At 50.8% G+C, this 24,766-nt stretch carries 25 protein-coding genes; 18 read left to right on the forward strand and 7 right to left on the reverse strand.

What is annotated here, in order from left to right:
* The first annotated feature begins 169 nt into the window (after positions 1-169).
* The 6 genes from LIW51_RS35570 to LIW51_RS35595 all read left to right on the forward strand — a co-directional run bounded on the left by LIW51_RS35570 (position 170) and on the right by LIW51_RS35595 (position 6,365).
* Entirely contained in the window at positions 170-1,396 is a 1,227-nt protein-coding gene (locus LIW51_RS35570; protein ID WP_227380259.1) for a Zn-dependent hydrolase, read from the forward strand.
* A gap of 320 nt (positions 1,397-1,716) precedes the next feature.
* Positions 1,717-2,706, forward strand: coding sequence for an LLM class flavin-dependent oxidoreductase (locus tag LIW51_RS35575; protein WP_227380260.1), 990 nt, complete (start codon positions 1,717-1,719; stop codon positions 2,704-2,706).
* Between the two features lie 316 nt (positions 2,707-3,022).
* Positions 3,023-3,898 carry a branched-chain amino acid ABC transporter permease gene (locus tag LIW51_RS35580; protein WP_227380261.1) on the forward strand — a complete coding sequence of 292 codons (876 nt, stop codon included), beginning with the start codon at positions 3,023-3,025 and terminating at the stop codon, positions 3,896-3,898.
* Positions 3,898-4,920, forward strand: a complete 1,023-nt coding sequence (locus LIW51_RS35585; RefSeq protein ID WP_227380262.1) for a branched-chain amino acid ABC transporter permease — start codon at positions 3,898-3,900, stop codon at positions 4,918-4,920. The genes LIW51_RS35580 and LIW51_RS35585 overlap by 1 nt, the downstream gene beginning before the upstream one ends.
* Positions 4,921-4,923: 3 nt before the next feature.
* The gene (locus LIW51_RS35590; protein ID WP_227380263.1) at positions 4,924-5,640 is read left to right on the forward strand and encodes an ABC transporter ATP-binding protein; all 717 of its coding nucleotides are present in this window, start codon (positions 4,924-4,926) and stop codon (positions 5,638-5,640) included.
* Complete coding sequence (locus LIW51_RS35595; RefSeq protein WP_227380264.1) at positions 5,637-6,365, forward strand: ABC transporter ATP-binding protein; 729 nt, start codon at positions 5,637-5,639, stop codon at positions 6,363-6,365. The genes LIW51_RS35590 and LIW51_RS35595 overlap by 4 nt, the downstream gene beginning before the upstream one ends.
* A 142-nt stretch (positions 6,366-6,507) precedes the next feature.
* Here LIW51_RS35595 and LIW51_RS35600 read toward each other — a convergent pair whose 3' ends face one another.
* A complete protein-coding gene (locus LIW51_RS35600; RefSeq protein WP_227380265.1) occupies positions 6,508-7,278 on the reverse strand; it encodes an SDR family NAD(P)-dependent oxidoreductase in 771 nt (256 codons plus the stop codon).
* Between the two features lie 84 nt (positions 7,279-7,362).
* On the opposite strand from LIW51_RS35600, the gene LIW51_RS35605 reads away from it, so the two are divergent.
* On the forward strand, positions 7,363-8,148 hold the full coding sequence (locus tag LIW51_RS35605) for an SDR family NAD(P)-dependent oxidoreductase (RefSeq protein ID WP_227380266.1): 786 nt from the start codon (positions 7,363-7,365) through the stop codon (positions 8,146-8,148).
* Positions 8,149-8,152: 4 nt separating this feature from the next.
* Here LIW51_RS35605 and LIW51_RS35610 read toward each other — a convergent pair whose 3' ends face one another.
* Positions 8,153-9,421, reverse strand: a complete 1,269-nt coding sequence (locus LIW51_RS35610; protein WP_227380267.1) for an ABC transporter substrate-binding protein — start codon at positions 9,419-9,421, stop codon at positions 8,153-8,155.
* Between the two features lie 143 nt (positions 9,422-9,564).
* On the reverse strand, positions 9,565-10,863 hold the full coding sequence (locus LIW51_RS35615; RefSeq protein ID WP_227380268.1) for an ArgE/DapE family deacylase: 1,299 nt from the start codon (positions 10,861-10,863) through the stop codon (positions 9,565-9,567).
* Between the two features lie 108 nt (positions 10,864-10,971).
* On the opposite strand from LIW51_RS35615, the gene LIW51_RS35620 reads away from it, so the two are divergent.
* The 6 genes from LIW51_RS35620 (at position 10,972) to LIW51_RS35645 (ending at position 15,587) form a co-directional block, all read left to right on the forward strand.
* Entirely contained in the window at positions 10,972-11,811 is an 840-nt protein-coding gene (locus tag LIW51_RS35620; protein WP_227380269.1) for a polysaccharide deacetylase family protein, read from the forward strand.
* Between the two features lie 392 nt (positions 11,812-12,203).
* Entirely contained in the window at positions 12,204-13,592 is a 1,389-nt protein-coding gene (locus LIW51_RS35625) for an aspartate aminotransferase family protein (RefSeq protein ID WP_227380270.1), read from the forward strand.
* Between the two features lie 55 nt (positions 13,593-13,647).
* Positions 13,648-13,974 (forward strand): aldehyde dehydrogenase family protein, encoded by a 327-nt coding sequence (locus LIW51_RS35630; RefSeq protein WP_227380271.1) that lies wholly within the window; start codon positions 13,648-13,650, stop codon positions 13,972-13,974.
* A gap of 1 nt (position 13,975) precedes the next feature.
* Complete coding sequence (locus LIW51_RS35635; RefSeq protein ID WP_255767707.1) at positions 13,976-14,224, forward strand: saccharopine dehydrogenase NADP-binding domain-containing protein; 249 nt, start codon at positions 13,976-13,978, stop codon at positions 14,222-14,224.
* A gap of 4 nt (positions 14,225-14,228) precedes the next feature.
* Positions 14,229-15,080: a saccharopine dehydrogenase family protein gene (locus LIW51_RS35640; RefSeq protein ID WP_255767708.1), complete on the forward strand. Its 852-nt coding sequence runs from the start codon at positions 14,229-14,231 to the stop codon at positions 15,078-15,080.
* Positions 15,081-15,170: 90 nt separating this feature from the next.
* A complete protein-coding gene (locus LIW51_RS35645; RefSeq protein WP_227380272.1) occupies positions 15,171-15,587 on the forward strand; it encodes a DNA polymerase domain-containing protein in 417 nt (138 codons plus the stop codon).
* A gap of 194 nt (positions 15,588-15,781) precedes the next feature.
* On the opposite strand, the gene LIW51_RS35650 is transcribed toward LIW51_RS35645, so the two are convergent.
* Together LIW51_RS35650 and LIW51_RS35655 are read right to left on the reverse strand one after the other, a co-directional pair.
* The gene (locus LIW51_RS35650) at positions 15,782-16,039 is read right to left on the reverse strand and encodes a hypothetical protein (RefSeq protein WP_227380273.1); all 258 of its coding nucleotides are present in this window, start codon (positions 16,037-16,039) and stop codon (positions 15,782-15,784) included.
* A 400-nt stretch (positions 16,040-16,439) separates the two neighbouring features.
* Positions 16,440-16,937: a hypothetical protein gene (locus tag LIW51_RS35655; protein WP_227380274.1), complete on the reverse strand. Its 498-nt coding sequence runs from the start codon at positions 16,935-16,937 to the stop codon at positions 16,440-16,442.
* 111 nt (positions 16,938-17,048) lie between these two features.
* On the opposite strand from LIW51_RS35655, the gene LIW51_RS35660 reads away from it, so the two are divergent.
* The 5 genes from LIW51_RS35660 to LIW51_RS35680 all read left to right on the forward strand — a co-directional run bounded on the left by LIW51_RS35660 (position 17,049) and on the right by LIW51_RS35680 (position 22,370).
* Positions 17,049-17,270, forward strand: coding sequence for a hypothetical protein (locus LIW51_RS35660; RefSeq protein ID WP_227380275.1), 222 nt, complete (start codon positions 17,049-17,051; stop codon positions 17,268-17,270).
* A gap of 273 nt (positions 17,271-17,543) precedes the next feature.
* A complete protein-coding gene (locus LIW51_RS35665) occupies positions 17,544-18,269 on the forward strand; it encodes a helix-turn-helix domain-containing protein (RefSeq protein ID WP_227380276.1) in 726 nt (241 codons plus the stop codon).
* Positions 18,266-18,970 carry a hydantoinase/carbamoylase family amidase gene (locus tag LIW51_RS35670; protein ID WP_227380277.1) on the forward strand — a complete coding sequence of 235 codons (705 nt, stop codon included), beginning with the start codon at positions 18,266-18,268 and terminating at the stop codon, positions 18,968-18,970. Before LIW51_RS35665 ends, LIW51_RS35670 begins: the two co-directional genes overlap by 4 nt.
* 165 nt (positions 18,971-19,135) lie before the next feature.
* Positions 19,136-20,731 carry an N-acyl-D-amino-acid deacylase family protein gene (locus LIW51_RS35675; RefSeq protein ID WP_227380278.1) on the forward strand — a complete coding sequence of 532 codons (1,596 nt, stop codon included), beginning with the start codon at positions 19,136-19,138 and terminating at the stop codon, positions 20,729-20,731.
* 85 nt (positions 20,732-20,816) lie between these two features.
* Positions 20,817-22,370, forward strand: a complete 1,554-nt coding sequence (locus LIW51_RS35680) for a M81 family metallopeptidase (protein WP_227380279.1) — start codon at positions 20,817-20,819, stop codon at positions 22,368-22,370.
* 166 nt (positions 22,371-22,536) lie between these two features.
* Here LIW51_RS35680 and LIW51_RS35685 read toward each other — a convergent pair whose 3' ends face one another.
* Together LIW51_RS35685 and LIW51_RS35690 are read right to left on the reverse strand one after the other, a co-directional pair.
* A complete protein-coding gene (locus LIW51_RS35685; protein ID WP_227380280.1) occupies positions 22,537-23,688 on the reverse strand; it encodes an ABC transporter ATP-binding protein in 1,152 nt (383 codons plus the stop codon).
* A complete protein-coding gene (locus LIW51_RS35690; RefSeq protein ID WP_227380281.1) occupies positions 23,681-24,766 on the reverse strand; it encodes an ABC transporter ATP-binding protein in 1,086 nt (361 codons plus the stop codon). The genes LIW51_RS35685 and LIW51_RS35690 overlap by 8 nt, the downstream gene beginning before the upstream one ends.

Consider the following 24,766-nt stretch of genomic DNA (forward strand, 5'->3'; position numbering starts at 1 on the left):
CCATCAATAGAAAATCCTTCGTCCCGATTCAGTAGGTTGATCACTAACCGTAATGTCTCTGGGCGAAGTCGTTCTCATGGGGATCATACATCCTGTCAGTCGTCCTTTCTATCCCGTGCTCAGTAACGATACGACGGGAGTTAAGAGCGTCCCCCGCGGTGAAATAGTCATGCTAACAATAGACGAGGAACGCTTCCAGGAATCGTTCGAGACGTATTCGGCGATCGGTTCGACGAATAATAACGGTCTTCACAGACTAGCACTCACAGATGAGGACAAGCATGTTCGCGATCAATTCGTCGCAGATCTTGAATCGCTCGGGGTAGACATTCGTATCGACCAAATAGGAAATATCTTCGCTAGACGAGACGGACAAAATCAAGATATAGCTCCCATCCTCATTGGCTCTCATCTTGACTCACAACCTTACGGCGGCCGTTATGACGGCCAGCTCGGTGTCCTTACGGCCCTAGAAACACTTCGAACCCTCGAGGATGAAGGCATCGAGACAAAGCGGCCAATCGAAATCGTGAACTGGACGAACGAGGAGGGATCGCGCTTCCAACATGCCATGCTTGGAAGTGCCGTCTTTATCGAGAAGACTGATCTCAGTGAGGCGCTCGACTTGACCGATGTCGAAGGGAACCGCCTTGGCGATGAACTTACTCGCATCGGATACGCCGGCACTGACGCTGTCGAACCGTTTGATATACACGCATATCTCGAACTTCATATTGAACAGGGACCAATATTGGAAGAGCACGGGAACGCTATCGGCGTCGTTGATGGCGTGTTTGGCATCACATGGCTTCGAGCAACAATTCACGGTGAGACAGATCACGCTGGCCCGACACCGATGCATACCCGGCGTGATGCGATGGCTACAGCTGCAGACGCTATCAGCGAGATCAATCGTTTGCCCAACCGACTTTCCGCCGATGCAGTCTCGACAGTCGGTGAACTTCGAGTCGAACCCGACTCAATCAACGTCATTCCCGACGTCGTTGAGTTCACAGTTGACCTTCGCTCCTATGACGACGATGTTGTCGCTGAAGCCATTGAACGGACAGAAGCAGAGATCGTCGCCGCATGCAACCGTCACGGGACGACGTACGAACTCGAGGAGATCTGGAAGACACGCCACACCGAGTTCTCTCCTCGGGTTCGTGATGCCATCGCCGACACTGCGGAATCTCTTGACGTCACGTACGAATCCATCGTAAGCGGTGCTGGGCACGACGCGACGAACGTCAACCAAGCTTTTCCCGCGGGCATGTTCTTTGTCCCGTCGGTCGACGGGAAAACACACAACGAAGCCGAATACACCGCGTGGGGAGACTGCGTCACGGGGGCAAACGTCTATGCGAACGCGATACTGGCACTGGCTGGAAGATAATTGAGTAGTGTGTCGAGAAATGTAGTTAACTCGTTACTGAGTGGCGCTGGGCAGTATAGTTAGTTCATGATCAAATATGTGGGTATTATGACTTTAATTCCAGTATCAACGCAGAGCTTTACTTGTCTTAGTTAACAACAGGAGTACTCTTTGTGATGTCAGTATCTTCGTCTGCGAATGTAGCTTGCTCCATTCGTACTCCTTATCTCAATAGCCTTCCGTCCACGGAACTACACTGTGTAAAGAGTGCGTTCTCTCATGCCGTACGGCATGAGCACTCTTTGAGATAGACTTAGGTATGAATCAGTATACCTATCGCTATGCATTTCGATGCGGGGCTGTTTACATGCCAAGTCCCACCAGAGAGTGATCAGAGCCCCACCCAGCGCTATCGAGAGCTACTAGATCTAGCACCGCTACTCGAAAGCTACGGATTCGAAAAGCTCTGGGTGAGCGAACACCATTTCGCCGAGGATAGCTATCTACCGGGAGTACTACCGTTTTGTGCGGCACTCGGCGTTCGGACGACGGAGATAAGAATCGGAACTGGAATCGCGCTCGCACCTTTCTACGATCCACTACGGTTCGCCGAAGATACTGCAGTAATCGACCTAATTACCAACGGGCGATTCGAATCCGGTCTTGCTATCGGATGGACCGATGCTGAATTCGAAGCATTCGGCATCCCGAAAGAGTCCCGTGTTCAGTACCTAGTGGAATTGGTAGATGTCATGCGGGCTGCTTGGACTGAAGGTGAATTCTCGTATGCAGGACACATTCACGAATACGAGGCAGTAAACGTACATCCGAAACCGGTGCAAGACCATATACCCATTTGGATTGCAGGAACGGTCGACGCAGCAGTAAAGCGTGCAGCAATCATCGCTGATGGGTACTTCGCGACGCCAACACCACTTGATGAACTTGTACGACGGCAGTCGTTATTTCGCCAGGGGGCAGACGATTCCGTTAAAAACGGCATAGCTGAATGGCGATACACCTATATTTCAGAGGATGAACCTTGGGAGGAAGCTAAACAGCACATTTGGTACATTAAGCGCCAGTATATCGAATGGGCAACCGGTGAACCCCAACCGTATGAACTACCATCGGCAATGGAAGCTAATCTTAAAGAAGAATGCCTAGTCGGGACACCAAAAGAGGTTCGTGACCAAGTTACGGAACGACGAGATCGCTTAGGTGACGACTATCGCCTTGTCGCGCGATTAACGCTTCCTGGTCTCACTGGCAAACACCTTCGCCGTTCCATTCAATTGTTCAGCGAAGCGGTAATCGATAAAATTGATTAGCGCTTTTCGGCACATCACTTTGGTAAGGCTTTATGATAGCTCGTTTAATGATAGATCTCGATAAGTTATTTCTATTAATTCAACCGTACTATAGCAGTCACGTCTGTGAACGTGTGAATCTCGGCTTCAAGTAAAACGTAGTCTCGGTGGTGAGAGTGGTAACGGGATAGCTGATCGACTGTTGTACTTTTGGACCATAAGTCAGCATATTTTCAAGTGTTTGTAAGTAGGAATCCTTGATGTATGAAGGACGTAATTAATGAATCCTGTAGAATAAACAGTGACCGTTATCAACACTGGTGCGATATATGTTAGTATGGTAGAGGCTGTCATTATCCTACAACAGATCATAAACGGGCTTCTGTTTGGAGGACAACTCGCATTGGTTGCGGTTGGACTCACGCTGATTTGGGGTGTCACCCGCATTCTTAATTTTGCACACGGGGCGATGTTCATGATCGGCGGGTACGCTGGACTGCTTACCTACACCGCAACGGAAAGCTTACTATTGGCGATTCCAGCGTCAGTACTTGCAGCGTTCATCTTGGGACTGCTAACCGAGGTTCTCATTGTTCGACCGCTACGTGGTCGTGAAAACGCTGAATTTGCGGCTATCATTGCAACATTTGGATTAGCTATTGTTCTCGAAAACATCGTTCTTGTTTCCCCATTAGGATCGACTCACCGTTCCCTTCCAACGCTATTTCCCGGGGTTTGGCAAGTTGGTCCGCTTTTTTTGATCACCGAGCAAATCTATCTCTTTATAATTGCGGTAGTAGCTCTTGCTCTCCTGTTTGCTATCATCAAATATACTCGGTTGGGTATGGCAATGCGCGCCGTTGCACAGGATCAAGACACCGCAGAATTGATGGGAGTTCGTTCAGATAGGATCTATGCAATCACGTTTGCTGTTAGCGCCGGTCTAGCCGGGCTCGCTGGCTCTTTACTTGCTCCGATTTTTACTGTCTATCCCACAGTGGGATGGCAACCATTCCTACTCGCGTTTATTGTAGTGATTATCGGCGGCCTCGGAAGCGTCCAAGGAACGCTATTTGCAGCACTTCTCATTGGAGTTCTTGAGAGCGTAAGTATTACTTTTGTTTCAGAACAGACGACCTCCATACTCCTATTCGTGGCGATGATCGTGATACTAACAGCTAAACCGACCGGATTTGCAGGGGTGGTGGACTGATGCCACTTGTTCCTACATCCTCTGTAATGCTTTCACGAACAAAGGAGCGGCTTTGGGACGATTTGACGAAACCACGTGGGATACTTCTTAGTCTAGGATTATTGTTTGCACTCATTGCTCCACTATTTCTTCAGGATTTCCAACTCAGCATCATTCTCCAAATAATCATTTTCATTCTTGCAGTTGAGAGTTGGAACCTTCTCGCTGGATACTATGGTATGTTTAGCTTCACTCACGCCGCGTTATACGGCGTAGGAGCCTATGCGACAGTTATTGCAGCGGCCGAATATGGCGTACCACCGCTTATTACACCCTTTATCGGTGGTCTTATCGCTGGTCTTGCCAGCTTGCCCATCACTATCGTTGCGCTTCGCTTAGGAGGAGCATACATAGCAATGGTTACGCTTGCGTATGCCGAGATCATTTACTTAGCTGCAATTACGTTCCGCGATATTACCGGCGGGCCAACTGGTTACACGGGATTCAACGCGCTGTTCGGTGGTAACCGAGTTCTTCTGTATTATTATGTATTTCTTATAGTTGCTGTTATCATGATTGCTCAGTATATTTTGTTGGTCTCTCGATTCGGTCTTGTTGCTCGTGCCATTCGAGAGTCCGAGGACGCTGCTCAAATGCTCGGTAATAACACGTATCGCCACAAGCTTGTCGGATTTTTCATAGGATCGGCCTTTGCAGGCGTCGCTGGCGGGTTACAAGCGTATAATATCCTTATCATCTCTCCACCAATGCTTGAACTGAATCAAATGATTCAGTTCATGGCCATGAATGTTATTGGAGGTCTTGGAACATTCGGTGGCCCCATTGTCGGCGTCGTTGTCGTTTTCAGCATTGCAGAACTACTCCGCGGTATCATTCAATCCCGTCTGCTTGTCTGGGGATTGCTTTTGATTGTCATTATTTTATTTTTCCCGACCGGCATTGCAGGTGTCGAAGTGAAGCGCGAAGCGTTCACGAAGCGACTTGCTCAACTCAGGAGAAAAATACCAAAAATAGGGAGATGAAAAATGACAACAATACTGCAAACAGATGGATTAACGAAGCGATTCGGTGGTCTTGTTGCGGTCGACAACCTTGATCTTCGAATTGAACGAGGTGAAATCGCTGGCCTTATCGGCCCAAACGGCAGCGGTAAAACTACCGCCTTCAATTTGATCACTGGTTTTCTCAAGCCAGATACCGGCCACATTGAGTATAACGGTCACAGCATAACCGGAGAATCACCATACGAAATCGCCTCGCGTGGGCTCGGGCGCACATTCCAACGGACAAAACCATTTGGGAAACTTACTGTGTTAGAGAATATGCTCGTTCCCATAACTAAAGGACTCACGGGCGAAGCGAAGGAGACCCGAGCGCGAGAGATCCTTGACGAGCTTGATCTTACTCCTGTTATAGGTAATCGCGGGGAAGATTTGAGTGGTGGCCAAAAGAAATTACTGGAAATTGCGCGGGTACTGATGCTTGATCCGGATCTCATTATGCTTGATGAACCAAGTGCCGGTGTCAATCCCGTTCTGATGGACGATATTCTCGATAATATCAAACGGCTCAATGAGACTGGACGAACGATCATCCTCATCGAACATGATATGACGGTTATCGAAGGGTTATCAGACAGGGTTATCGTAATGCATAACGGGCGGAAGATCACCTCTGGAACGTTCGAGGAGGTACAACAAAACAGCCTTGTCCGCGACGCATACCTGGGAGGACAGCAATGAGTAACTCAACTGCGATCCAACTTGACCACATTGACGCCGGTTACGGACAAAATCAAGTTCTACACGATTTATCGATGGATGTCCGTAAAGAACGAGTAAACTGCATTATCGGGCCAAATGGCAGCGGTAAATCAACTGCACTCAATGTTATGAACGGACTTGTATCACCCTGGGTTGGGACACTGACAATTTTTGGTGAGGACGCGACTGACAGCACGCCCCGTGAAATCGTTGAACGAGGAATTATCACTGTTCCCCAAGAGGGTAATGTATTTCCGGATATGTCCGTTCGCGAAAATCTTCGAATGGGCGCGTACCTTGAAAGAGAAAAATCAGTTCTCCAAGAGCGATACGAACGAGTTTACGAAATGTTTCCCGTACTAAGAGAACGTGAACGTCAGAGAGCAGGATCAATGAGCGGCGGTCAACAAGCGATGCTGGCGCTTGGACGGGCGTTGATGGCTGACCCACAATATCTATTGCTCGATGAACCCAGTGCCGGATTAGCTCCGAATCTTATTGACGACGTATTCGATCATCTCGAACGACTCAAAAGTGCAGGCATCGATATGCTCATCATCGAACAGAACGTCCGGAAGATGCTAGTTATCGCGGAGTACATCTATATCCTCGATCAAGGACGGGTGGTATTTGAAGGCAACAAGGATGAACTCACGGACGAAGACGAACTCGTGGAATTATATCTCGGAAGGAGGTCGGTATGACACTTCTACGGCGGAAACGCCAGGGATTCCTGCCTGCATTGGGAAACGTATTATCCAGAACAAAAAGGTAGCACGGCGGATAGCTGACTAGCAGAATTCTTGGTTGGTGAATGAGCCAGTATTAATTTTCAATAGCTATATGTTACCATGCAGACCATCCACCATCAACAGGAATTGTCTGGCCTGTGATGAAACTTGCCGCATTGCTGGCCAGGAACGCGACTACATCCGCGACATCTTCCGGTTCTCCTACCCGAGGAAGAAGCGTTCGCTCCTGAATTTCCTCATAGCTGAATTGACCGGTATAATTCCTCTGGTCGCTTTTCCAGATGTTTTCGTTCATCTTTGTCTTAATGAAACCCGGAGCAACAGCGTTGATGCGAACGCCGTGAGGCGAATAGTCGACCGCAAGTTGTCGCGTGAGGTTATCGATTGCGGCTTTCGCTGCCGAGTAGTCCGCTGCGGATTTGTAGCCTCTAATACCTGCAACTGAACTGATGTTGATAATGTTTCCTTCACCGCGTTCGACCAACTTCGGGAGGACACCTCTAGAAACATTATACGTTCCCTCAACGTGAATCGCAAATGTCCGTCTCCAATTGTCAATAGCGATGGCTTCGATTTTTCCGTGACTGGGAATGCCGGCGTTATTTACTGCGATTGAGACTGGGCCGACAGCCTCTCCGGCGTCAATTGCAGCTTTAACGTCATCTTCATTCGTCACGTCGCCGATGATCAATTCCCCGTCGGCGACTACTTCATCGAAGGTTGGACCACTGTCGTGGGGGTCGCGCTGAATATCTAGACCGACGACGTATACTTGGTTCTCAGCTAGCTTTCCGGCTATCGCTCGGCCGATTCCTGCACTTGCTCCAGTTACGATCGCAGTAGTTCCATTCAAATCAGAATACATATTGCTAGCACGTGGCAAAGACACATAAGCGTATAGGAGTATTTTCAGTAGAAAGCCTAAGCCGGCAGCACGCTAGGTAACGATATGCCATCGACCGTCCCAAGCATCATCGACGGGCTTGAGTTCACTGATGTCCATGTCCTTGTAACCGGAGCAGCGACTGGACTTGGCCGCCATATTGCGCTGGAATTTGGGGCAGCGGATGCTGTTGTTTCCGTATTAGATATCACGGAAACTCTGCAGAATGAACAGCGATCGGTCGTTGACGAAATAAAGGAGGATGGGGGAAAAGCAGCGTTTATTCAGGCGGATCTCACCGATGAGACCCAAGTGCGTAACGGAATTTCGAAGGCTATTGACCAATTCGGGGAGGTTGAGGTGCTTGTGAACAATGCTGGGATCAACCGTTTAGGTAGTGTAAACGAAATTCAAATCGAGGAATGGGATCGCATCTTCGCTATCAACTTACGCGGTGCGTTTCTTACAGCTCGATTCTGTCTTCCATCACTTCTTAAGACGAATGGAACAGTCATTAACGTAGCAAGTACAGCGGGTCTACATGGATCGCCAAATTATGCGGCGTATGGGCCTTCAAAATCCGGATTACTAAACCTAACGCGCCAACTGGCAGTTGACTTCTCACAGAATGGTGTGCGAGTAAATGCGGTGGCGCCAGGTGTCATCGAGGCAGGAATGGCTATTGAAGAACTCAGTGATCCTGATATCAGACAGCGTAAGCGCGAAAAGACACTGCTTCCTCGGTTCGGTACTCCTCAGGACGTTGCAAACGCGGTGTTGTTCCTAGCAAGTGATGCTGCCTCATTCATTACCGGCGAAACGGTGGTAGTTGATGGCGGTTGGTGTGCGTGAACACTTACTGATACAGCGAGTTATCGATATTCGTCTCGTTGTATCTGGGTGGCCAGACGAGGCCACTTTCCTGATTCACGATTTGGTAGCCAAGTGCAGGGATCGTTTCTATCCCCCATTCTGCCTGGTGGAAGGGTTCACCTTGTGGGAAGTCGTAATACCCCGCCGATCCTTGGTGTGATTCAAGGTTAATGACCGCTCTTTCCCAGGAATCAACGTTCAGTTCGCTTACACTGCCGATACTTTCTAAACTCTTTGCAATAATTTGTAGGTTATCGTATGGGAGCGATCCAGCCGAACCAGGAATTTCGGTTCCATACTGCTGTCTCCATGCCTCTGTAAGACCGATCTCCTGTGCAAAGCGTGGAATAACGTCGATATTCGCCATCCAGAGGACACCATTTGCGGCACCCCCAGCGAGACGGATCGTTTCTGGGTCTGATGGCACGAAGGTGTGCATGAAATGCGTGTCTTGGAACCCGATCTGACGGAACTGTTTAATGAGATTCGCCCCGGAAGATGGTGACGTTTGAACTGCCCAAACTATATCTGGATTGGCAGCCCGGACGCGAGTAAGTAACGATGTGAAGTTCGTCTCGTCAACGGCCACTTCGTCCTGGGAGATAATGTTCCAGCCTGATCTTTCCAAATATCGAACAGTAGCGTCCATGACCGAGATCCCATACGATGTAGTCTCGGCGATCATTGCGATGCGCTTTTCAGCAAATGGGAAGTAGCCATCACCCCGCTGCTGTAATTCATCGATGAATTGTTGCCATCCAAGTCCATACGACTCGGATGGCGGACTCATCTTGAATACGTTCCGCATATTCTGTTGCTTCATCTTTGCGTTGATTGCACCACTTACCGAGTTAGAAATCATCTGTGGTACATTTCTCGCAGATGTAACCTCGATAACTGCGAGACTCACGTCACTGTGGAACCCACCAGCGATAATATCGACCTGCTGTCTATCTAAGAGAGACTCAACGGCGCTCCGCCCCCTCGCCGGTTCAGACTCGGAGTCGCCGAAGAACAGTTGCATCCGTGGACCTGGTCCATTTTCGTTGATCTGGTCGGCGGCTAAGGTCGCTCCTTTTCTCATGTCCGCGCCAATGTTTGAAACGGGTCCAGTGAGTGGTCCATAGACGCCAATTTTAACGGCCTCATCTTGCACGCTATCCAATCGACCAGTAATCGTCGAAAGGGCTGCGGCACCTCCAACAGCCTTTAAGAATGTGCGTCTCTGCTGTGTCTTGGTTTCCCCCACCATGTAAGTCTATACCACTCTAAGATACAAAAACAATTCTGCTGACTAACCGCTGAGGTTGGAATATTTTCATCGGATCATTTTATTCCCCGACCTTTTTAGAATAAGGTGTAAAATCGTGTCCTTGAGCATAAAGAGGATATCAACTACTCGCTCGTTCCACACCAATCAATCGCGATAAGTGCAAGTGCTTGCGCCGTTTCAACGATCGAATCGAGCTCGACATACTCATCGGCTCCATGCAGATTATCACCCTTCGGCCCAAGCGTGGGGCAAGGAATATCATAGTACAAGTTATAAAATCGTTCGTCGAGGCCAGCGTCGCCTCCAATAAATTTGCCGGTTCGGTTCGTGACTGCCTCTGCTTTCGTACGTGCAAGCTGCACGATTTCCGCGTCTTGGTTGAGTTCGTGAGGATCAGCACTCCATCCGAACCACTCTAGTCGTGGTGGATTACTCGAGAGCCAATCGTCGGCACGGATTACGTTTTGAATTGCAGTTTCAATTTGGTCGCGGACTTCGTCCCGCGTCTCTCCTGGTGGCCAGCCGATACGACACTCCATCACTGCTTGCCCAGGAACCGTGGAGGGCCAATCTCCGGCGTTGATGATACCCACGTTAAGATTTGTAACGTTACCTTCTGCATCAGGATCCCGGTTGAGCACTGGTTCGTACGAGATACGTGCCTTCCGCTCCTGGTCCAGTGCATCGAGCGCCTCATATATTTTGTATGCTTTTCCGATTGCGTTCACACCTTTGTACCCTCGAGCTGCATGTGCTGACTTCCCAGGAACGGTAATTCGGAAATACATCACACCAGCACTTGCGATACCCACATTCGGAATCATCCACGGTTCGGTGATAATCGCCGCATCAGGCTGATAACCTCGTTCCAGTGTGGAAAGGAGTCCACCAACCCCACCGTCTTCCTCCTCAATAGTCGTTTGGAGAATGAGATCTCCAGCGAGTTCAACCCCCAGCTCTTGCAAGGACTCGAAGGCGTGGATGAACGCTGCAACGCCGCCTTTCATGTCTGCAGTCCCACGGCCGTACATCCGTGAATCCTCAACCTCTGCTCCCCATGGATCTCGCGTCCACGCGGAGACCGGTTCTACAGAAACAACGTCAATGTGTCCACTAAACGCGAGTGACCGACCGTTTCCCGATCCGTTGGCGATAGCGGCGACGTTGGGACGCCCCTCGTAGCCGTACTTTTGAAACGATGACGTTTCGAAGTAACCCGGATGACCTCGGAGATCGTCTGGATCGGGTTCCCAGACATCTGACTCAAGACCAAGCGACTTCAATTTGCGTTTCACAACCTCTTGTGCTGGTCGTTCGTGACCGGTAACAGACTTCTTGCTCACAATTTCCGCAAGAAAGTCGACCATCTGATCACGAGTTCCAGCAATATGCTCTAATATCTCGTCGTTTTGTACTGTCACGACTCCATCCCCCTACGTTACAGTTATTGTAGAGCCACCTAACTGTATGCTTTCCAAAGAGAGCAGCCGTAGCAACTGATTTGCTCTTCACTGTAGTACTGTGTGAGTATGAGTACCGTACAGTCCGAACAGTGGGGTGAGTACCGAGCAGCGGCGATTTTTAGTTTCGATCTCGACGCTGACGAACTTTGGCGAACAAAGATAGAAGCAGACCCAGAGTACGATAAGCCACCGATCCAAACACGCGGTACGTTCGGCCCTAACGTTGCAGTACCACGGATCCTAGAGGTATTTGACCGATACGATCTCACTTGCACATTTTTTGTCCCGGGGAAAGTGGTAGAAAAATACCCTGAAACCATACAAGCAATACACGAAGCCGGTCATGAATTGGGCCATCATGGCTACACCCACAGTAACCCGGCAACAATGAGCAAGGAAGAAGAAGAACAGGAACTCGTGAACGCCCTCAATGCATTCGATGACGTTATCGGACAAACACCCGTTGGATATCGAAGCCCTGCGGCCGATCTTAGTAATAACTCACTCGAACTGCTAGCGAAGCACGGGTTTAGCTACGAAAGCAGTCTTATTGATAACGACGTTCCCTACTTCCACGATCTAGACAACGGACAACAGTTAGTCGAAATCCCATTTGAGTGGAGTCTCGACGACTGGCCATACTTCGGATTCAATATGTACCCGCCACTACCATATCAGAGCGGAATCACGCCAACACTGCCCGTATTCGAGTCGTGGCAACGCGAGTTCGAAGGACTTCACAAGCGTGGACGATGTTTCATGTTGACCATGCATCCCCAAATAATCGGTCGCGCTGGTCGCATCGACATGCTTGAAGAACTTATTCAGCACATCTTAACTACCGGCGATACGTGGATTACATCAGGTGCAGAAATTGCGGACCACTGGCACACAACACAATCCTGAATCCTAAGTGACCAACCCGTAAATCCTCCCTGCCTTATCGTATTCTGCGTTCACACCTGTACTATCCTCTAACCGCGACTACCCTTCTTGGGAAACAATTTCTGTTCGGTCTCTCCGACGTACAATTCCTGTAACTACGACTATGGATGCATGAACGTCGATCGTCTTCTCCTTGGTATTTCTATTCCATCCAGTAAAGTATATTATATTATATCTCAATAGACGAATTAAATGGACGCTCGTATTGTCAAATCGCATGTTTTGATGATGACTAGATTCAACCATTCTCCGCTTCACCGAGGATATGCACCTGTTAGAGCTACATTGATGTATGTCCAAGAACTCCACACGAAACTCGGCTATATATACGTAGGACAATGATTATAGAATTGATGTCCTTGAATACCCCTATCGATGAACTCCATTTCGATGATGCACCGAACGTTGATACCGTACCGGGACCACGATCCCGTAAGCTACTAAACAAGCAGCGGGAAATCGACAGCAGTGCCGTCTCTTACCCTGGACGTGTACCACTTGCTCTCAAGGAAGCGCGTGGTGCAACAGTGCGCGATGTTGACGGTAATACGTATCTCGATTTCTTTGCAGGAATTGGCGTCCTCAATGTTGGTCATGCAAACCCCTATGTTCTTGAAAGCGTGCAGGAGCAGACTGAAAAGCTCGTTCACAGTATTGATTTCCCCACAGAGGTGCGGTTAGAACTCATCGAAAAACTCAACGAAATTGCTCCAGAAGGTCTACCGGACAACAACCGTGTTATCTTCGGTGGACCAACGGGCAGCGACGCTATTGAGGCCTCAATTAAACTCGCAAAATACAACACGGGAGGCGACGGGCTCATTGCATTCCGTGGAGCATATCACGGTACCAGCTCTGGAGCACTTAGCCTGAGTGCTGGCAAGAAATATAAACAGAAGTATACACCTCTGTTGCCGGACGTCGTCCATGCTCGATACCCATATCCTTTCCAACAACAGTTGTCGGAGGAGACTGCGATGGAAACTGCCCTTGCTGATGTCCGTGAACTGATTGAAGATCCTTATGGTGGACTCGCTAATCCGGCTGGAATCTGGGTAGAGCCAATTCAGGGCGAGAGCGGTATCATTATTCCGCCAGATGACTTTCTACGAGGTCTTAAGCAGATAGCAACCGAAAACGAAATACCTCTCATTGTGGATGAGATACAGACGGGCTTTGGTCGGACGGGCCAATGGTTCGCTAGTGAGTGGAGTGGGGTTACCCCAGACATCATGCCTATGGCAAAGGCGATCGGCGGAATCGGACTTCCGCTCTCGGCAACTATGTATCACGAAGATCTAGATACGTGGAAACCAGGAGGACATGTTGGGACGTACCGTGGTTACCTTCCGGCGATGCGAGCAGGCACCCGCGCAATCGAATATATCCAAGAGCATGCTTTGCTCGCACATGCTCGCGAACTCGGTGAGAGTATTCGTACTCGGCTATTAGAGGTTGCTGACAATAACCCGTTTCTTGGTGATGTTCGTGGCAAAGGCTTGTTCATCGGTGCAGAGTTTGTTAACGGCAATGGTGAACCATCTGAACGCCTAGTTAAAGACATTCAGACAGTATGCTACCAGAACGGTGTCTTAGTTTGGTCAGCAGGCCACTATGGGAACGTACTTCGGCTGATTCCACCGCTAGTTATTACTCGTGACCAGGTCGACCAAGGAATGGAGATAATCGTTGACGCGATTGAAACAGTCATCGATGAGCATCAACAGTCTGAAGGGGTGTAGGCAAAATGACATCCCCGTCATAATATATCGGGCCGAAATGATCCTAACTGAACAGATGGCTATCGCCACTGAGGAGACGTTCGACCCGGTGACGCCGGTTCTCCGCGTCGACGACTACAAAGCGGCCATTGAAGTCGCTAATCGTTTGCGGTACGGCCTTCAAGCTGCCATCTTCACAGATTCACTCGAACGCGCCCACGATGCTGCCAATCGTCTGAAGGCTGGAGGCGTGTTCGTCAACGAGACTAACAACTACTGGGGGCGGTTGCTTCCGTTCGGGGGATACGGCGAGAACGGTTCCGGTGGCCGGTACGGAAGCAAGTGGCACCTCGAAGCGATGGCACAAACGAAGACGGTCATGATGAACTATAGAAATTATTGACATGAAAGTGATAGCACTCGGTGGTTGCGGTGCGATGGGTCGAGCAACTTCGCACGAACTGGCGGAAAACAAAGATGTCGAACTGACCATTGCTGATGCCGACCTTGAGGCTGCAGAGGGCGTCGCCGCAGACCTCCCCGGCAACGTCGACACGGCGGCGATCGACGTGACCGATCACGACCGACTGGTCGAATTGCTCACCGGTGCCGACGTGGTGGCAAACGCGCTCCCCCTACGCCTTCAACATTGAGGTAATGAAAGCGTGTCTGGAAGCAGAAGCTCACTACCTCGACCTCGGTGGCTTATATCACAAAACGCAAGAGCAACTCGAGCTCGACGAGGCGTTCGACGAGGCCGGACTCACGGCCGTCCTCGGCATCGGTGCCAGTCCAGGATTGACGAACGTTGCAGCCGCGCGCGGCGCAAGTCACCTCGACCGCGTTGACGAAGTCCACATCCGAACCGGGGCAAAGGGTGGCGGTGACGGCTTCGCCTACTCGGCGAAGACGATTTTGGACGAACTCACCATGAACCCTATCGTCTTCGAAGACGGGGAGTACAAGGAACTCGAACCCCTCTCCGGCCGTGAAACCTACACGATGCCAGATCCTGTCGGTGAGGTCGAAGGGTTTCACAGTATTCACTCCGAACTGGCGACGATGCCCTACACCTTTGAAGGAGTCAAAAGCGTAGATTTCCGGGTCGCGTTCTCACCCGATCTCGTAAACATCTGTGACGTGCTCATCGGGTTGAACCTCACCAGCGAGGAAGAAGTCGAGTTCAAGGGAACCGAATTTAGCCCCCGTGAATTCCTCGACTGGCACCTCGACCGACAACCGAAACCCGGAGCAGTCGAGGAATGGAAATCGTTCCGAGTGGATGTGACCGGCGAGGAAGACGGTGAACCTGCCCGCTATCAATACACGGTCGTCGTGGAGTCCCGACTCGATGATTGGGAATTAAAGGCGACCGCAGTTTGGACGGGTGTACCCATGGGTATCGCGGCAGAACTTGTCGGCCACGGTGACGCACTCGACACTGGAGCCAAGCCACCGGAGCAACTTCTCAATCCCGAGCAGTTCCTCGACAAACTTCGAAAGGAATGAATTGACATTACTTGTATCGGGGGAATCGAGTGCCGTCAGCGAAGCACACCGTCGTATATCGATGATGCACAGAAAGCGTTGATTCGAGTGGTGGACGAGTATCGTGATCCAGAGGCGGTTTGTGAGGAATTGCGGTCATGGGTTGATCGCCTTGAGCGGAGAGCAGTCGATCCGAATGAATTGGTGATCACGAATCGTGTTTCGAAAAAGCGTGAGGAGTACACGCAATCGACGCGGAGTGTGGCGGCACTGGAGCGGGCGGCTGATTTGGGGTTGGCCCGTGCGCCTGGTCAGAGTGTTTCGTATGTGGTGGTGGACGATGCAAAGCAGTCGCGAGAGCGGGTGAAGTTAGCGAGTGAGGAGCTAAGTGAGTATGATACTGGATTTTATCGGGAGCTGTTGGTTCGTGCAGCAGCGAGTGTGTTGTCACTGCTTGAGTGGCGTGAGAAACGCATTGAGAAATTTCTCTCGAGTCTTGACGAACTTAGTTTCAAGCCGTTTCTCTAACGATTACAACTTTAGAGAATGGATGTGTTGCACATCTGTACCTCCATAGAACCAAAAGTCACGGTATATTGAAACCCCTAATCCGCGATAGGTTTCCGCAGTCATGCTGAATAGAGGGCGCGTATCTTGCGCTCTCGACTCCAGGGAAACCGGTGACAATCATATCCGAGTTGTGGAGTGAGGGAGACTGCTACTCAGGCATCAAGGTCCTCGACGTGCTCTAGGAACTGCATTTCATACGAGTAGATACGAGCGCTGTCCCATCGTTTCGCAGGGATGACCTCATCCATAAACTTGCGAGCCTCCTCTTCAGAGTTCCACTTAAAGAGAACGACGACCTCGTTCTGATTCGCTGGTGATCTAAAGACACGCCCCCCCTGAGATCCGTGTTCAGCACGTCGATCCTCTAACTCCTCCACAACTGCTTTCCATTTCTTGTAGTCCCCGACCACCGCTCGTTGGAGCGAATAAACCATACCCTAATGAGGTACCACACCACGATAAGGATGTCCAGCAGTTGGTGGTGTGCTGACCTCATCCTCTATATCTTGCACACTATTCCTAACAGATGACTGGTGGATAACGTTCAACCGCTGGTTCGTCAGTTCGGAATACTTCGGTTCGCTTTCAATCAAGCCGACTTCGATTGTCGCTAGTGAGAGTAGTCGATTATAACGTTGTAATAGAGGGGAATCGCGTTCGCGATCCCCTCTGTTTCGCAGAAATAGACGCACTCCACCGTAACCAACCCACTACTACCACCATGTGTCACCGGCAAAGCGGTGTGAATCTCGTGTGGTGGTGCCGCCGAAATGGGGGTTCGTCGAACCCCCCGTGATTACAACGCTATAATCAGCGCCCTCCCTTGGCTATGTCCGCGTTCGCTTCGTGTGCTCGCATCCACCCCGCGAGATCGGGGTGGCCGAACATGATTTCGATGTGATGCCCGCCGACTCCCATCGCGTCGTCCACCGACAGCGTGCGTGACTCTTTGTAGCTCACGCCGGGGACACGTTCGGCCATTTCCTCCATCACTCGATAGCCATCGTTCTTGTACGCACAGCAATAGTGCGTTGCGACTTCACGGTAGCCAAGGCGTGCGACCATCACGTCATTCGCCTCAGCGACCTTCTTGGCGTGCTCAAGCACATCGAGGTACTTGTCCTCGACTTGCTGGCTCTCTGCGCGTTTCTCGCGGAAGTTCACGAGTTCGGTGTTCTGTTCCGAGCGTTGGATCGTCTCGAAGAGCTGGCGGCCTGCATTTGAGGCTTCCGCGGCGAGGTTCGGCGAGTCGTCGTCAACGCTCTCTTCGGTCTCGTAATCGCGCACGAGATTGATTAATCGGGACACCGACGCTCGCACACGGGCGTTCTTCTCTTCAGCGTCGGTGAGTTCGTCGACATCGGCTTGTATCGTTTCGGTCGTGTCTTCGAGACGACTGAGCTGCTGTCGATCCTGAGCATGCTCTTTCGCCGCGTCTTTGCGATAGTCTTCGAGTTGATCGACTCGCTGTTCGAGTTTGTCGATTCAATCGTCTTTCTTGGCAACTTGCTGCTCAAGGTCGTCAATACGGTCGGTGAGCGTTTGGACGTGCTTGGCGAGATCGTTGATCGAGACATCGTTGTTGAGAGTACGGACGCTCCGGAAGTAGTGGTATTACTCATCGGCACGCACCTCCGCTAGGGCGGCAATGTCGTCGTTGGCACTTTTGAGTCCTATCCCAAGCGCGTCCATGCGCATGTCGTGCGTCTCCTGCTCGGCTTCGAGGTCATCGACCGTCGGTAAATTATCTGCAATTCGATACCGAGGAAACGAATTCAATAATGGATCTTTACAAAGTCTCTCGTAATTGGGCAATTGCTTAACCCTACTTAAATACTATTAAAGTTAGAACACAATAAAAATATATTCATTATGACAGAAATTGTTAACTAACTGGAATTGCGTCCAGATACCATGGGTAAGTCAACCAATCGCATATCGCGTGAATCAATCCGAACGTCACAGCTCACGCTCAAGATTTGGCATCCGAATTGTTGGACACTAGAAACGACTGCCGCTGTCGATGCTGGACTAATTGCCCACGGCGTCTACGAGTACAGTGATTGCGTGAGCGCTCTATTGACAGCGTATGCGGATCGGACAGAGCAGATCGACAACTTGGTCACCGAGATCGAAAATTCTGAATTCACTGACGTCGTAAAACGCATCAATGATTACTTTAGTCCTAATCTTCGAACGCACTCCGCTGGGAATGCGACCGAGGAGCTTCTAGTTGAGTACCAACCTCAAAACAGCATTCACGACGCATTCGTTTCTCGAGGATTCGTACCTGAAGAACAAATCCGTATGCAGAATGGATATGAATACTGGACAGTCATCATCTCAGAATCCCGAACGACGATCCAGCGACGTCTTAACGAAATCCGTCAGGAAATGAACGCAGAGATAGCTATCGAGGGTATGAAGTCACCAAGCACGAAGACACCGAAGTACAACTCTACAAATCGACTATCTGAACGACAACGGGAGGTATTCGAACTTGCTCAACAGCAGGGATACTATACTTGGCCACGCGAGACTTCTGCTAGTGAACTTGCAGAACATCTCGAGATTTCGAAGACGACAATGCTGGAGCATCTGCGAAAGGCTGAAGCGAAATTACTCGGTCCCCAGCGGTGATAAACTGTTATTTCGAACTTCACGTCGAACAAGGCCCTCAACTCGCCGAGGCAGGAATAAGCGTAGGAGTCGTCGAGGGTGTGTACGGTTTTGTCTGGATGAATGTTGCATTCATCGGAAGTGCAGATCATGCGGGGCCACCCCCAATGCATCTTCGTCATGACGCCCTCGTCGCGACGAGCGACGTGATCGAGTCAGTCCGACGTATTACTGGTACTGGCGGTAACGATCTTGTGGGAACTGTCGGCTCGGTTGATGTCTATCCCAACTCGATTAACGTCATTCCTGAGCGAGTCGAGTTCACTGTTGACTTGCGATCTTACGATAATGATGTCGTTGACCTCGCAATCGAACCGATAAAACGTGAAATCGAACACGCTGCAGGCCGCGAGAAGGTCGAGATGGAATACGAGGAAATCATGCACGTCGATGCGGAACCGTTCGACGATAATTGTATTGCAACCGTCGAACGGGCAGCCGAAACGGTCGATGTGGACTATATGCGGATTGTCAGCGGAGCGGGTCATGACGCCAACTATCTAAATAAAATATCCCCGACAAGTATGATATTCATCCCAAGCGTCGATGGAATTAGTCATTCCGAGGATGAGTATACGGAGTGGGAAGACGTAGTTCGAGGAACAGACGTACTTCTCTATTCAGTTCTTGAGAAGGCAAACGAGGGTGAAACAGGACGATAACTGGTACGAACCCGTCGACTCGCCCGATCGACGGTTAGATTCTTGTGTTTTTCGACAGCAAAACTTCGAAGCGCTCTCAATGAGTGACCATTTTTTCTGATTTTGTAAGCGTCACCCTCTCATACACGGTGGCCTGTTTTTCTCACTGGCTGAAAACGAGTATACATGGCAGATATCCTGATTACGAACACAAAGATCGTCGATGGGACAGGCGCACCGTGGTACCGAGGAGCAATTGAAGTAAATGACGGTAGGATTGCCTCGATTTCCCGCAAGTCCAACCCCAATATTGGGACTGAGGAGACAATTGATGCCAACGGAAAGGTCGTTTGTCCTGGATTTATCGATACGCATTCCCACTCAGATATGGAATTATTCGATGATCCAACGCTCGCACCAAAGGTTCGACAGGGAATAACAACTGAGGTGCTCGGTCAAGATGGGTTTTCCATGGCGCCTATGTATCGTGACGGTGGCGCCGAGGAGTGGTCGAAGCAACTGGGCGCACTCGCCGGACGCGTCAACGTGGAATGGACATGGGGAAGCGTCAGCGACTACCTCGATGCCATCGATAAATCCAGAATTGCGCCCAACGCTGCTTTGATCGTTGGACATGGAACGGTTCGGTTCAACGTCCTCGGAATGGATAGTCGGAATCCAACTGATGTCGAACTTGAGGAGATGGCTGACTTAGTGACAGAAGCGTTAAAAGACGGCGCAATTGGTTTCTCCACCGGACTTATCTACACTCCGTGTACTTATGCGGAAACACGCGAAGTACAGGAACTCGCCGCTCGTCTCCGTCCGTACGGGCGACCGTTTATCGCACATATCCGGAGTGAAGGCCGGTGGATTTGGGAGGCACTCGATGAATTCGTCGATATCGGCGCTGAAGAAGGTATTCCACTCCATCTCTCACATTTCAAGGTTGCTGGCCCCGAACAACACGGAAAGGTGGATCAGGCGAAAGCGTTCATCGAGACGGCGCGCGAACGTGGTGTGGACTTCACCGCCGAACAATACCCCTATACAGCAGGAAGTACGATGCTTTCAGCCGTCCTCCCACCTTGGGTTCATGCAGCAGGACCGGAGGGGACGCTCGAGTACTTGACCGATGACGATGCTCGTGAGCGCATTCGGCGAGACGTAACGGAATGGCGGATCGAGGGGTGGGAGAACATCGGTGCACTCTCCGGCTGGGAGAACGTCGTAATTGCCAACGTCGAAAGCGAAGCGAATGCGGAGGTCGAAGGATTAAGCATCGCCGAGGTCGCCGATGATCGCGGTATCGGATCGATCGATGCAATTTGTGACCTCTTGGTCGAGGAGGATCTAAGTGTGAGTATCTCTCTCCACATGCTCGACGAGGATGATGTTCATGAGATCCTCTCTTACGAACGGGTCTGTGTGGGCACTGACGGACTGTTCGGAGGGAAGCCCCATCCCCGCGTGTATGGATCCTACCCTCGAATACTCGGTACCTACGTACGAGAAGAAAACCTCTTTACGCTCGAAGAGGCAGTTCGGAAGATGACTTCACTGCCTGCACGCGCGATGGGACTCGACCAGAAAGGCGTGGTGCGACCAGGAATGGATGCGGATCTCGTCGTTTTCGATCCCGTCCGAGTCAAGAGTCATGCAACGTTCGAAAACCCACGGCGGTTCCCGGAGGGAATCGATCACGTTCTCGTCAATGGTGAGTTCGCCGTCCGAGATGGCGAGACAACCGAGAACTTACCTGGACGCACTATCAGGAAGTAGTCGAGTACTCCTGTTCACGGTATTTCATGTGTATACCCCCCATATGAGGGCGTGGGTTTAATCGCCAACAATATAACCATCTGGTATGTCCGACGAACTCGTACTCGTGGGGAACTTTTCCCATGAGACGAACACATTCGCGACAACACCGACTGACAGACATGACTTTCAGAAACGACGTGAATACTTCGGAGAAGAGATTCCCCAGAAGTTACGAGAGACGAACACTGCCGTGGGTGGAGCCATAGATATTGCCGAGAATGAGGACATCGAACTGGTTCATACGGTTGCGTCGTCTGCGACACCCGGTGGAATCGTTCTTGAGGACACGTATGACTTCTACTGTGGTCAGATTCTGGAAGGTGTCAAAGAACATCGAACTGATCTCGATGGAGTTCTTCTCTGTCTCCACGGGGCAATGGTTCCAGAGGGACTGGACGATGGGGAGGGTCCTCTTGTAGTACAAATCCGGGATATTGTTGGTGACGATGTGCCCATCGTGGTGACGCTTGACCTCCACGGGAACATCACTGACCAATTAGTCGATAAGGCGGACGCACTCATCGCCTTCGAGTCATATCCGCATGTCGACATGGGAGAGACCGGCCGCCGCGGAATGCGTGTCCTTACGGAAACGATGCACGGCAAGATCGATCCGACGATGCACATCGAGCGCCCGCCAGTGCTCGCGATGGGTCCGCTTCAGAACACCCGCGAAGGGCCGATGGCTGAGGTGATGACGAAAGCCCGTGAGTACGAGGAGCGCGATGAGATCCAAAAGGTGAACGTCTTCCCCGGTTTCCACCAGGCTGACGTTCCCTCTATGGGATTTTCGATCCCCGTCGTCGCCGACAGCGATGCTGATGCGGCAAAGGAGGTCTCTCGAGAGCTGGCCGAGTATATTTGGGATCGCCGTGAAGATTTCATCGGCGACTTCCCTGAACCCCCCGAGGCAATCGCGGACGCACGACGATTAGCTGCTGATCTCGACCCGGACGATGGCCCCATCGTGATGGCGGATGTTGGCGATAATCCCGGCGGAGGCGGTGCAACTGATGGAACGACCGTTCTCCGTGAGATGCTCGAACAAGGGCTGACAAACGCTGGATTTGCCATTATTCACGATCCAGAGGTCGTCGCCGAGTGCGTCGACGCTGGTGTCGGCGAGCGCATCACTGTAACGATAGGTGGAAAGACAGACGACTTACACGGCGATCCCATTGAGAACGTAGAAGGCTATGTGAAGGCGATCACTGACGGTGAGTTCGTGAATACGGGGCCGATGGGAACTGGAAGTGAGAACCATCTCGGTACTGCGGTTCACTTGAAATGCGGCCGCGAAGATGGTGTAAGCGTCATCGTCGCCGAAAATCGATTACAGCCTCTTGACGCTGAGATCTGGCGACACATCGGTATCCAACCTGAACACCTCTCCGTATTGGTGGTCAAGAGCACGAACCACTACCGCGCTGATTACGAACCGATGGCTAGTCGCGTCATCCCCATCAATAGCATCGGTCTCGTCGCGATGGATCCGCAGAAATTTAATTTCTCGCACGTCCGGCGACCACAGTTCCCGATCGACGATATGAATACCGACGCATATCCTCCCTGGCACCAGATCGTCGAGAAGGAATAGACGAAAAGTGTCCGGTTTACGAATTGTTCTAATTCACCAGTCTGTAATCAGAACTTTATTTTGAAAGATCCACGTCGTGAGATCCATTGGAATCAGTTCATATGACGTAGCACAAGTGACCAACCAAGAATGAGATGTTTACCGAAAGGAGAGGACACGATCGTAGTTAATCGGCGCGGGCGTCTTGATCGCGGTCTCGTTCTGGTGTCCAGTCTGAGTCAACGGTTCTATGAGGATTTTCCTGAACCGTCTCAGGTACTTCCTTCATCGACTGGAGTTGCTTTTCGAACATCTCTACGTCCTCCTTCTCGTAGTAGGCGTGACAAGCGACCTGCTTTTCCCCGACGTCTGTGACATCTGTGGATCGTAGCGGTGGATCGATGTAATCACAAATTGCTTCTTGCTCTGGACACCGATCCTTGAATCGGCAACCCGTGGGGAGGTTAATTGGATCTGGAATTGATCCTTGAATCTCTACGTGCTCGCGCTCGCGGAATGGATCTGGCTCCGGTGCGGCACCGAGCAGTGCCTTGGCATACGGGTGTGTTGGATTCTGAATGACGGACTCTGTTTCTCCAAACTCGATTATCCGTCCGAGATACATGATGCCGATACGATCACACACTTGTCTGAGAAGAGAAAGGTCGTGACTGATAAACAAGATTGTGAGTCCTAACTCCTTGTTGAGCCGCTGGAGGAGGTTCAACACGCCTGCTCGAATCGACACGTCGAGCATCGAAACCGGCTCGTCTGCCAGCAGGAAATCAGGTTCAAGGACAAGCGCACGCGCGATTGCAACTCGTTGTTTCTCACCTCCTGAAAGCTGATGAGGATACTGTTCAAGGTAATTTTCAGGAGGTGTGAGTTCAGCGCGTTCAAGGGCCTCGTTCACCCGTTCCAATCGTTCGTTCGCGTCACCGATGTTGTGGATTTTCAATGGCTCGACGACGGTATCAAAGACAGTTCGACGAGGATTGAGTGACTCAAAGGGATCCTGGAAGATTATCTGGACGTCACGACGGAATTGTTTGAGTTTCGAACCAGAGATGTTGGTCACGTCCTCGCCACGGAATCGTATCACCCCTTCTGTGGGTTCGAGTAAACGAATCAGTGTCTTCCCACAAGTTGTCTTCCCACACCCCGACTCACCTGCAAGTCCAACGATTTCACCCTCTTCGATTTGAAGATCAACGCCGTCAACTGCGCGAACGTACTTTTCCTTTCCAAGGAAACTACTGAGAAACCCTTGTTGTGCATCGAAGTACTGTTTCAACCCTTCGCACTCCATGAGGTATTCGGATGTGCTTTCATCAGTCATCGCTGAACCCTCCCATAATGGATTCGCTACTTTTCGCGTGTTGCCACGTCTCACGCCGCTTCGACTCGCGTCGTAAATTTTCTATCTCATCATGACGGTAGCATGCTGAGTATTGGTCGTCGCTTACTTCATACAACGGTGGATGTTTCTCTGCACACTCATTAACCGCAAATGGACACCGTTGTAAAAACCGGCAGCCATGTGGCAGATTTGCGATATCCGGCGGGCTTCCTGGAATACTGATGAGTTCCTGTTGTTTACCGCGGAGCGTTGGGAACGCATTCTGGAGTCCCAATGTGTATGGGTTGAACGGACTCGCGAAGATCTCCTTTAAATCACCGTATTCCATGATCTTCCCAGAGTACATGACGCCAAGCCGATTGCAGGTCTCCGCTATGACACTGATGTCATGAGAGATGATAATAACCGAGATGCCAAGTTCGTCACGGAGTTCTTTCAATCGCTTTAGAATCTGATCTTGCACGATGACGTCGAGTGCCGTCGTCGGTTCGTCCGCGATGATCAGATCGGGATCAAGCGCCAATGACATAGCGATGTAGGCACGCTGTTTCATCCCTCCCGAAAACTGATGCGGATAATCTTCCATTCGATCCGGATCTAGACCAACGATCTCGAATAGTTCGGCCACACGCTCACGTGCCGTAGTATCGGAGACATCACGGTGAGCCTGAATGGCCTCGATGATCTGACTCGAAATGCGGTGAACCGGATTGAGCGCGTTCATCGCACCCTGGCTAATGAGTGAGAGATGCTCCCAGCGGAGGGCGTCCATCTCTCGTTTTGAGAGATCTGTCAGCTCAACGCCTCGAAACCGTACAGAACCAGCAGAGACACTGCCGTTATTCGGTAAGAGACTCAGAATAGCCTGTGCGACGGTACTTTTCCCGCACCCCGATTCGCCGACAAGACCGAATATCTCGTCTTCGTCCACGATGAAATTAATCTCATCCACCGCAGTAAGTTCGCCAGAACTCGTCGTGTAGGTTACCACGAGATCTTCTGCTTCCAGTAACGGTGCATCTGCGTCGAATTTGAAGTTTGTTGTTGCTTGCGTCAT

The sequence above is a fragment of the Haladaptatus halobius genome, from assembly GCF_020618475.1.
Classification (GTDB): domain Archaea; phylum Halobacteriota; class Halobacteria; order Halobacteriales; family Haladaptataceae; genus Haladaptatus; species Haladaptatus halobius.

Bases quoted from the DNA above. Each gene is read 5' to 3' on its own strand.
- LIW51_RS35635 (WP_255767707.1), top strand. From the start codon at position 13,976: ATGAAAGTGATAGCACTCGGTGGTTGCGGTGCGATGGGTCGAGCAACT.
- LIW51_RS35665 (WP_227380276.1), top strand. From the start codon at position 17,544: ATGGGTAAGTCAACCAATCGCATATCGCGTGAATCAATCCGAACGTCA.
- LIW51_RS35680 (WP_227380279.1), top strand. From the start codon at position 20,817: ATGTCCGACGAACTCGTACTCGTGGGGAACTTTTCCCATGAGACGAAC.
- LIW51_RS35570 (WP_227380259.1), top strand. From the start codon at position 170: ATGCTAACAATAGACGAGGAACGCTTCCAGGAATCGTTCGAGACGTAT.
- LIW51_RS35675 (WP_227380278.1), top strand. From the start codon at position 19,136: ATGGCAGATATCCTGATTACGAACACAAAGATCGTCGATGGGACAGGC.
- LIW51_RS35610 (WP_227380267.1), bottom strand. From the start codon at position 9,421: ATGGTGGGGGAAACCAAGACACAGCAGAGACGCACATTCTTAAAGGCT.
- LIW51_RS35595 (WP_227380264.1), top strand. From the start codon at position 5,637: ATGAGTAACTCAACTGCGATCCAACTTGACCACATTGACGCCGGTTAC.
- LIW51_RS35620 (WP_227380269.1), top strand. From the start codon at position 10,972: ATGAGTACCGTACAGTCCGAACAGTGGGGTGAGTACCGAGCAGCGGCG.
- LIW51_RS35640 (WP_255767708.1), top strand. From the start codon at position 14,229: ATGAAAGCGTGTCTGGAAGCAGAAGCTCACTACCTCGACCTCGGTGGC.
- LIW51_RS35625 (WP_227380270.1), top strand. From the start codon at position 12,204: ATGTCCTTGAATACCCCTATCGATGAACTCCATTTCGATGATGCACCG.
- LIW51_RS35575 (WP_227380260.1), top strand. From the start codon at position 1,717: ATGCATTTCGATGCGGGGCTGTTTACATGCCAAGTCCCACCAGAGAGT.
- LIW51_RS35580 (WP_227380261.1), top strand. From the start codon at position 3,023: ATGGTAGAGGCTGTCATTATCCTACAACAGATCATAAACGGGCTTCTG.
- LIW51_RS35660 (WP_227380275.1), top strand. From the start codon at position 17,049: ATGCTCTTTCGCCGCGTCTTTGCGATAGTCTTCGAGTTGATCGACTCG.
- LIW51_RS35600 (WP_227380265.1), bottom strand. From the start codon at position 7,278: ATGTATTCTGATTTGAATGGAACTACTGCGATCGTAACTGGAGCAAGT.
- LIW51_RS35685 (WP_227380280.1), bottom strand. From the start codon at position 23,688: ATGACTGATGAAAGCACATCCGAATACCTCATGGAGTGCGAAGGGTTG.
- LIW51_RS35690 (WP_227380281.1), bottom strand. From the start codon at position 24,766: ATGACGCAAGCAACAACAAACTTCAAATTCGACGCAGATGCACCGTTA.
- LIW51_RS35585 (WP_227380262.1), top strand. From the start codon at position 3,898: ATGCCACTTGTTCCTACATCCTCTGTAATGCTTTCACGAACAAAGGAG.
- LIW51_RS35630 (WP_227380271.1), top strand. From the start codon at position 13,648: ATGGCTATCGCCACTGAGGAGACGTTCGACCCGGTGACGCCGGTTCTC.
- LIW51_RS35590 (WP_227380263.1), top strand. From the start codon at position 4,924: ATGACAACAATACTGCAAACAGATGGATTAACGAAGCGATTCGGTGGT.
- LIW51_RS35605 (WP_227380266.1), top strand. From the start codon at position 7,363: ATGCCATCGACCGTCCCAAGCATCATCGACGGGCTTGAGTTCACTGAT.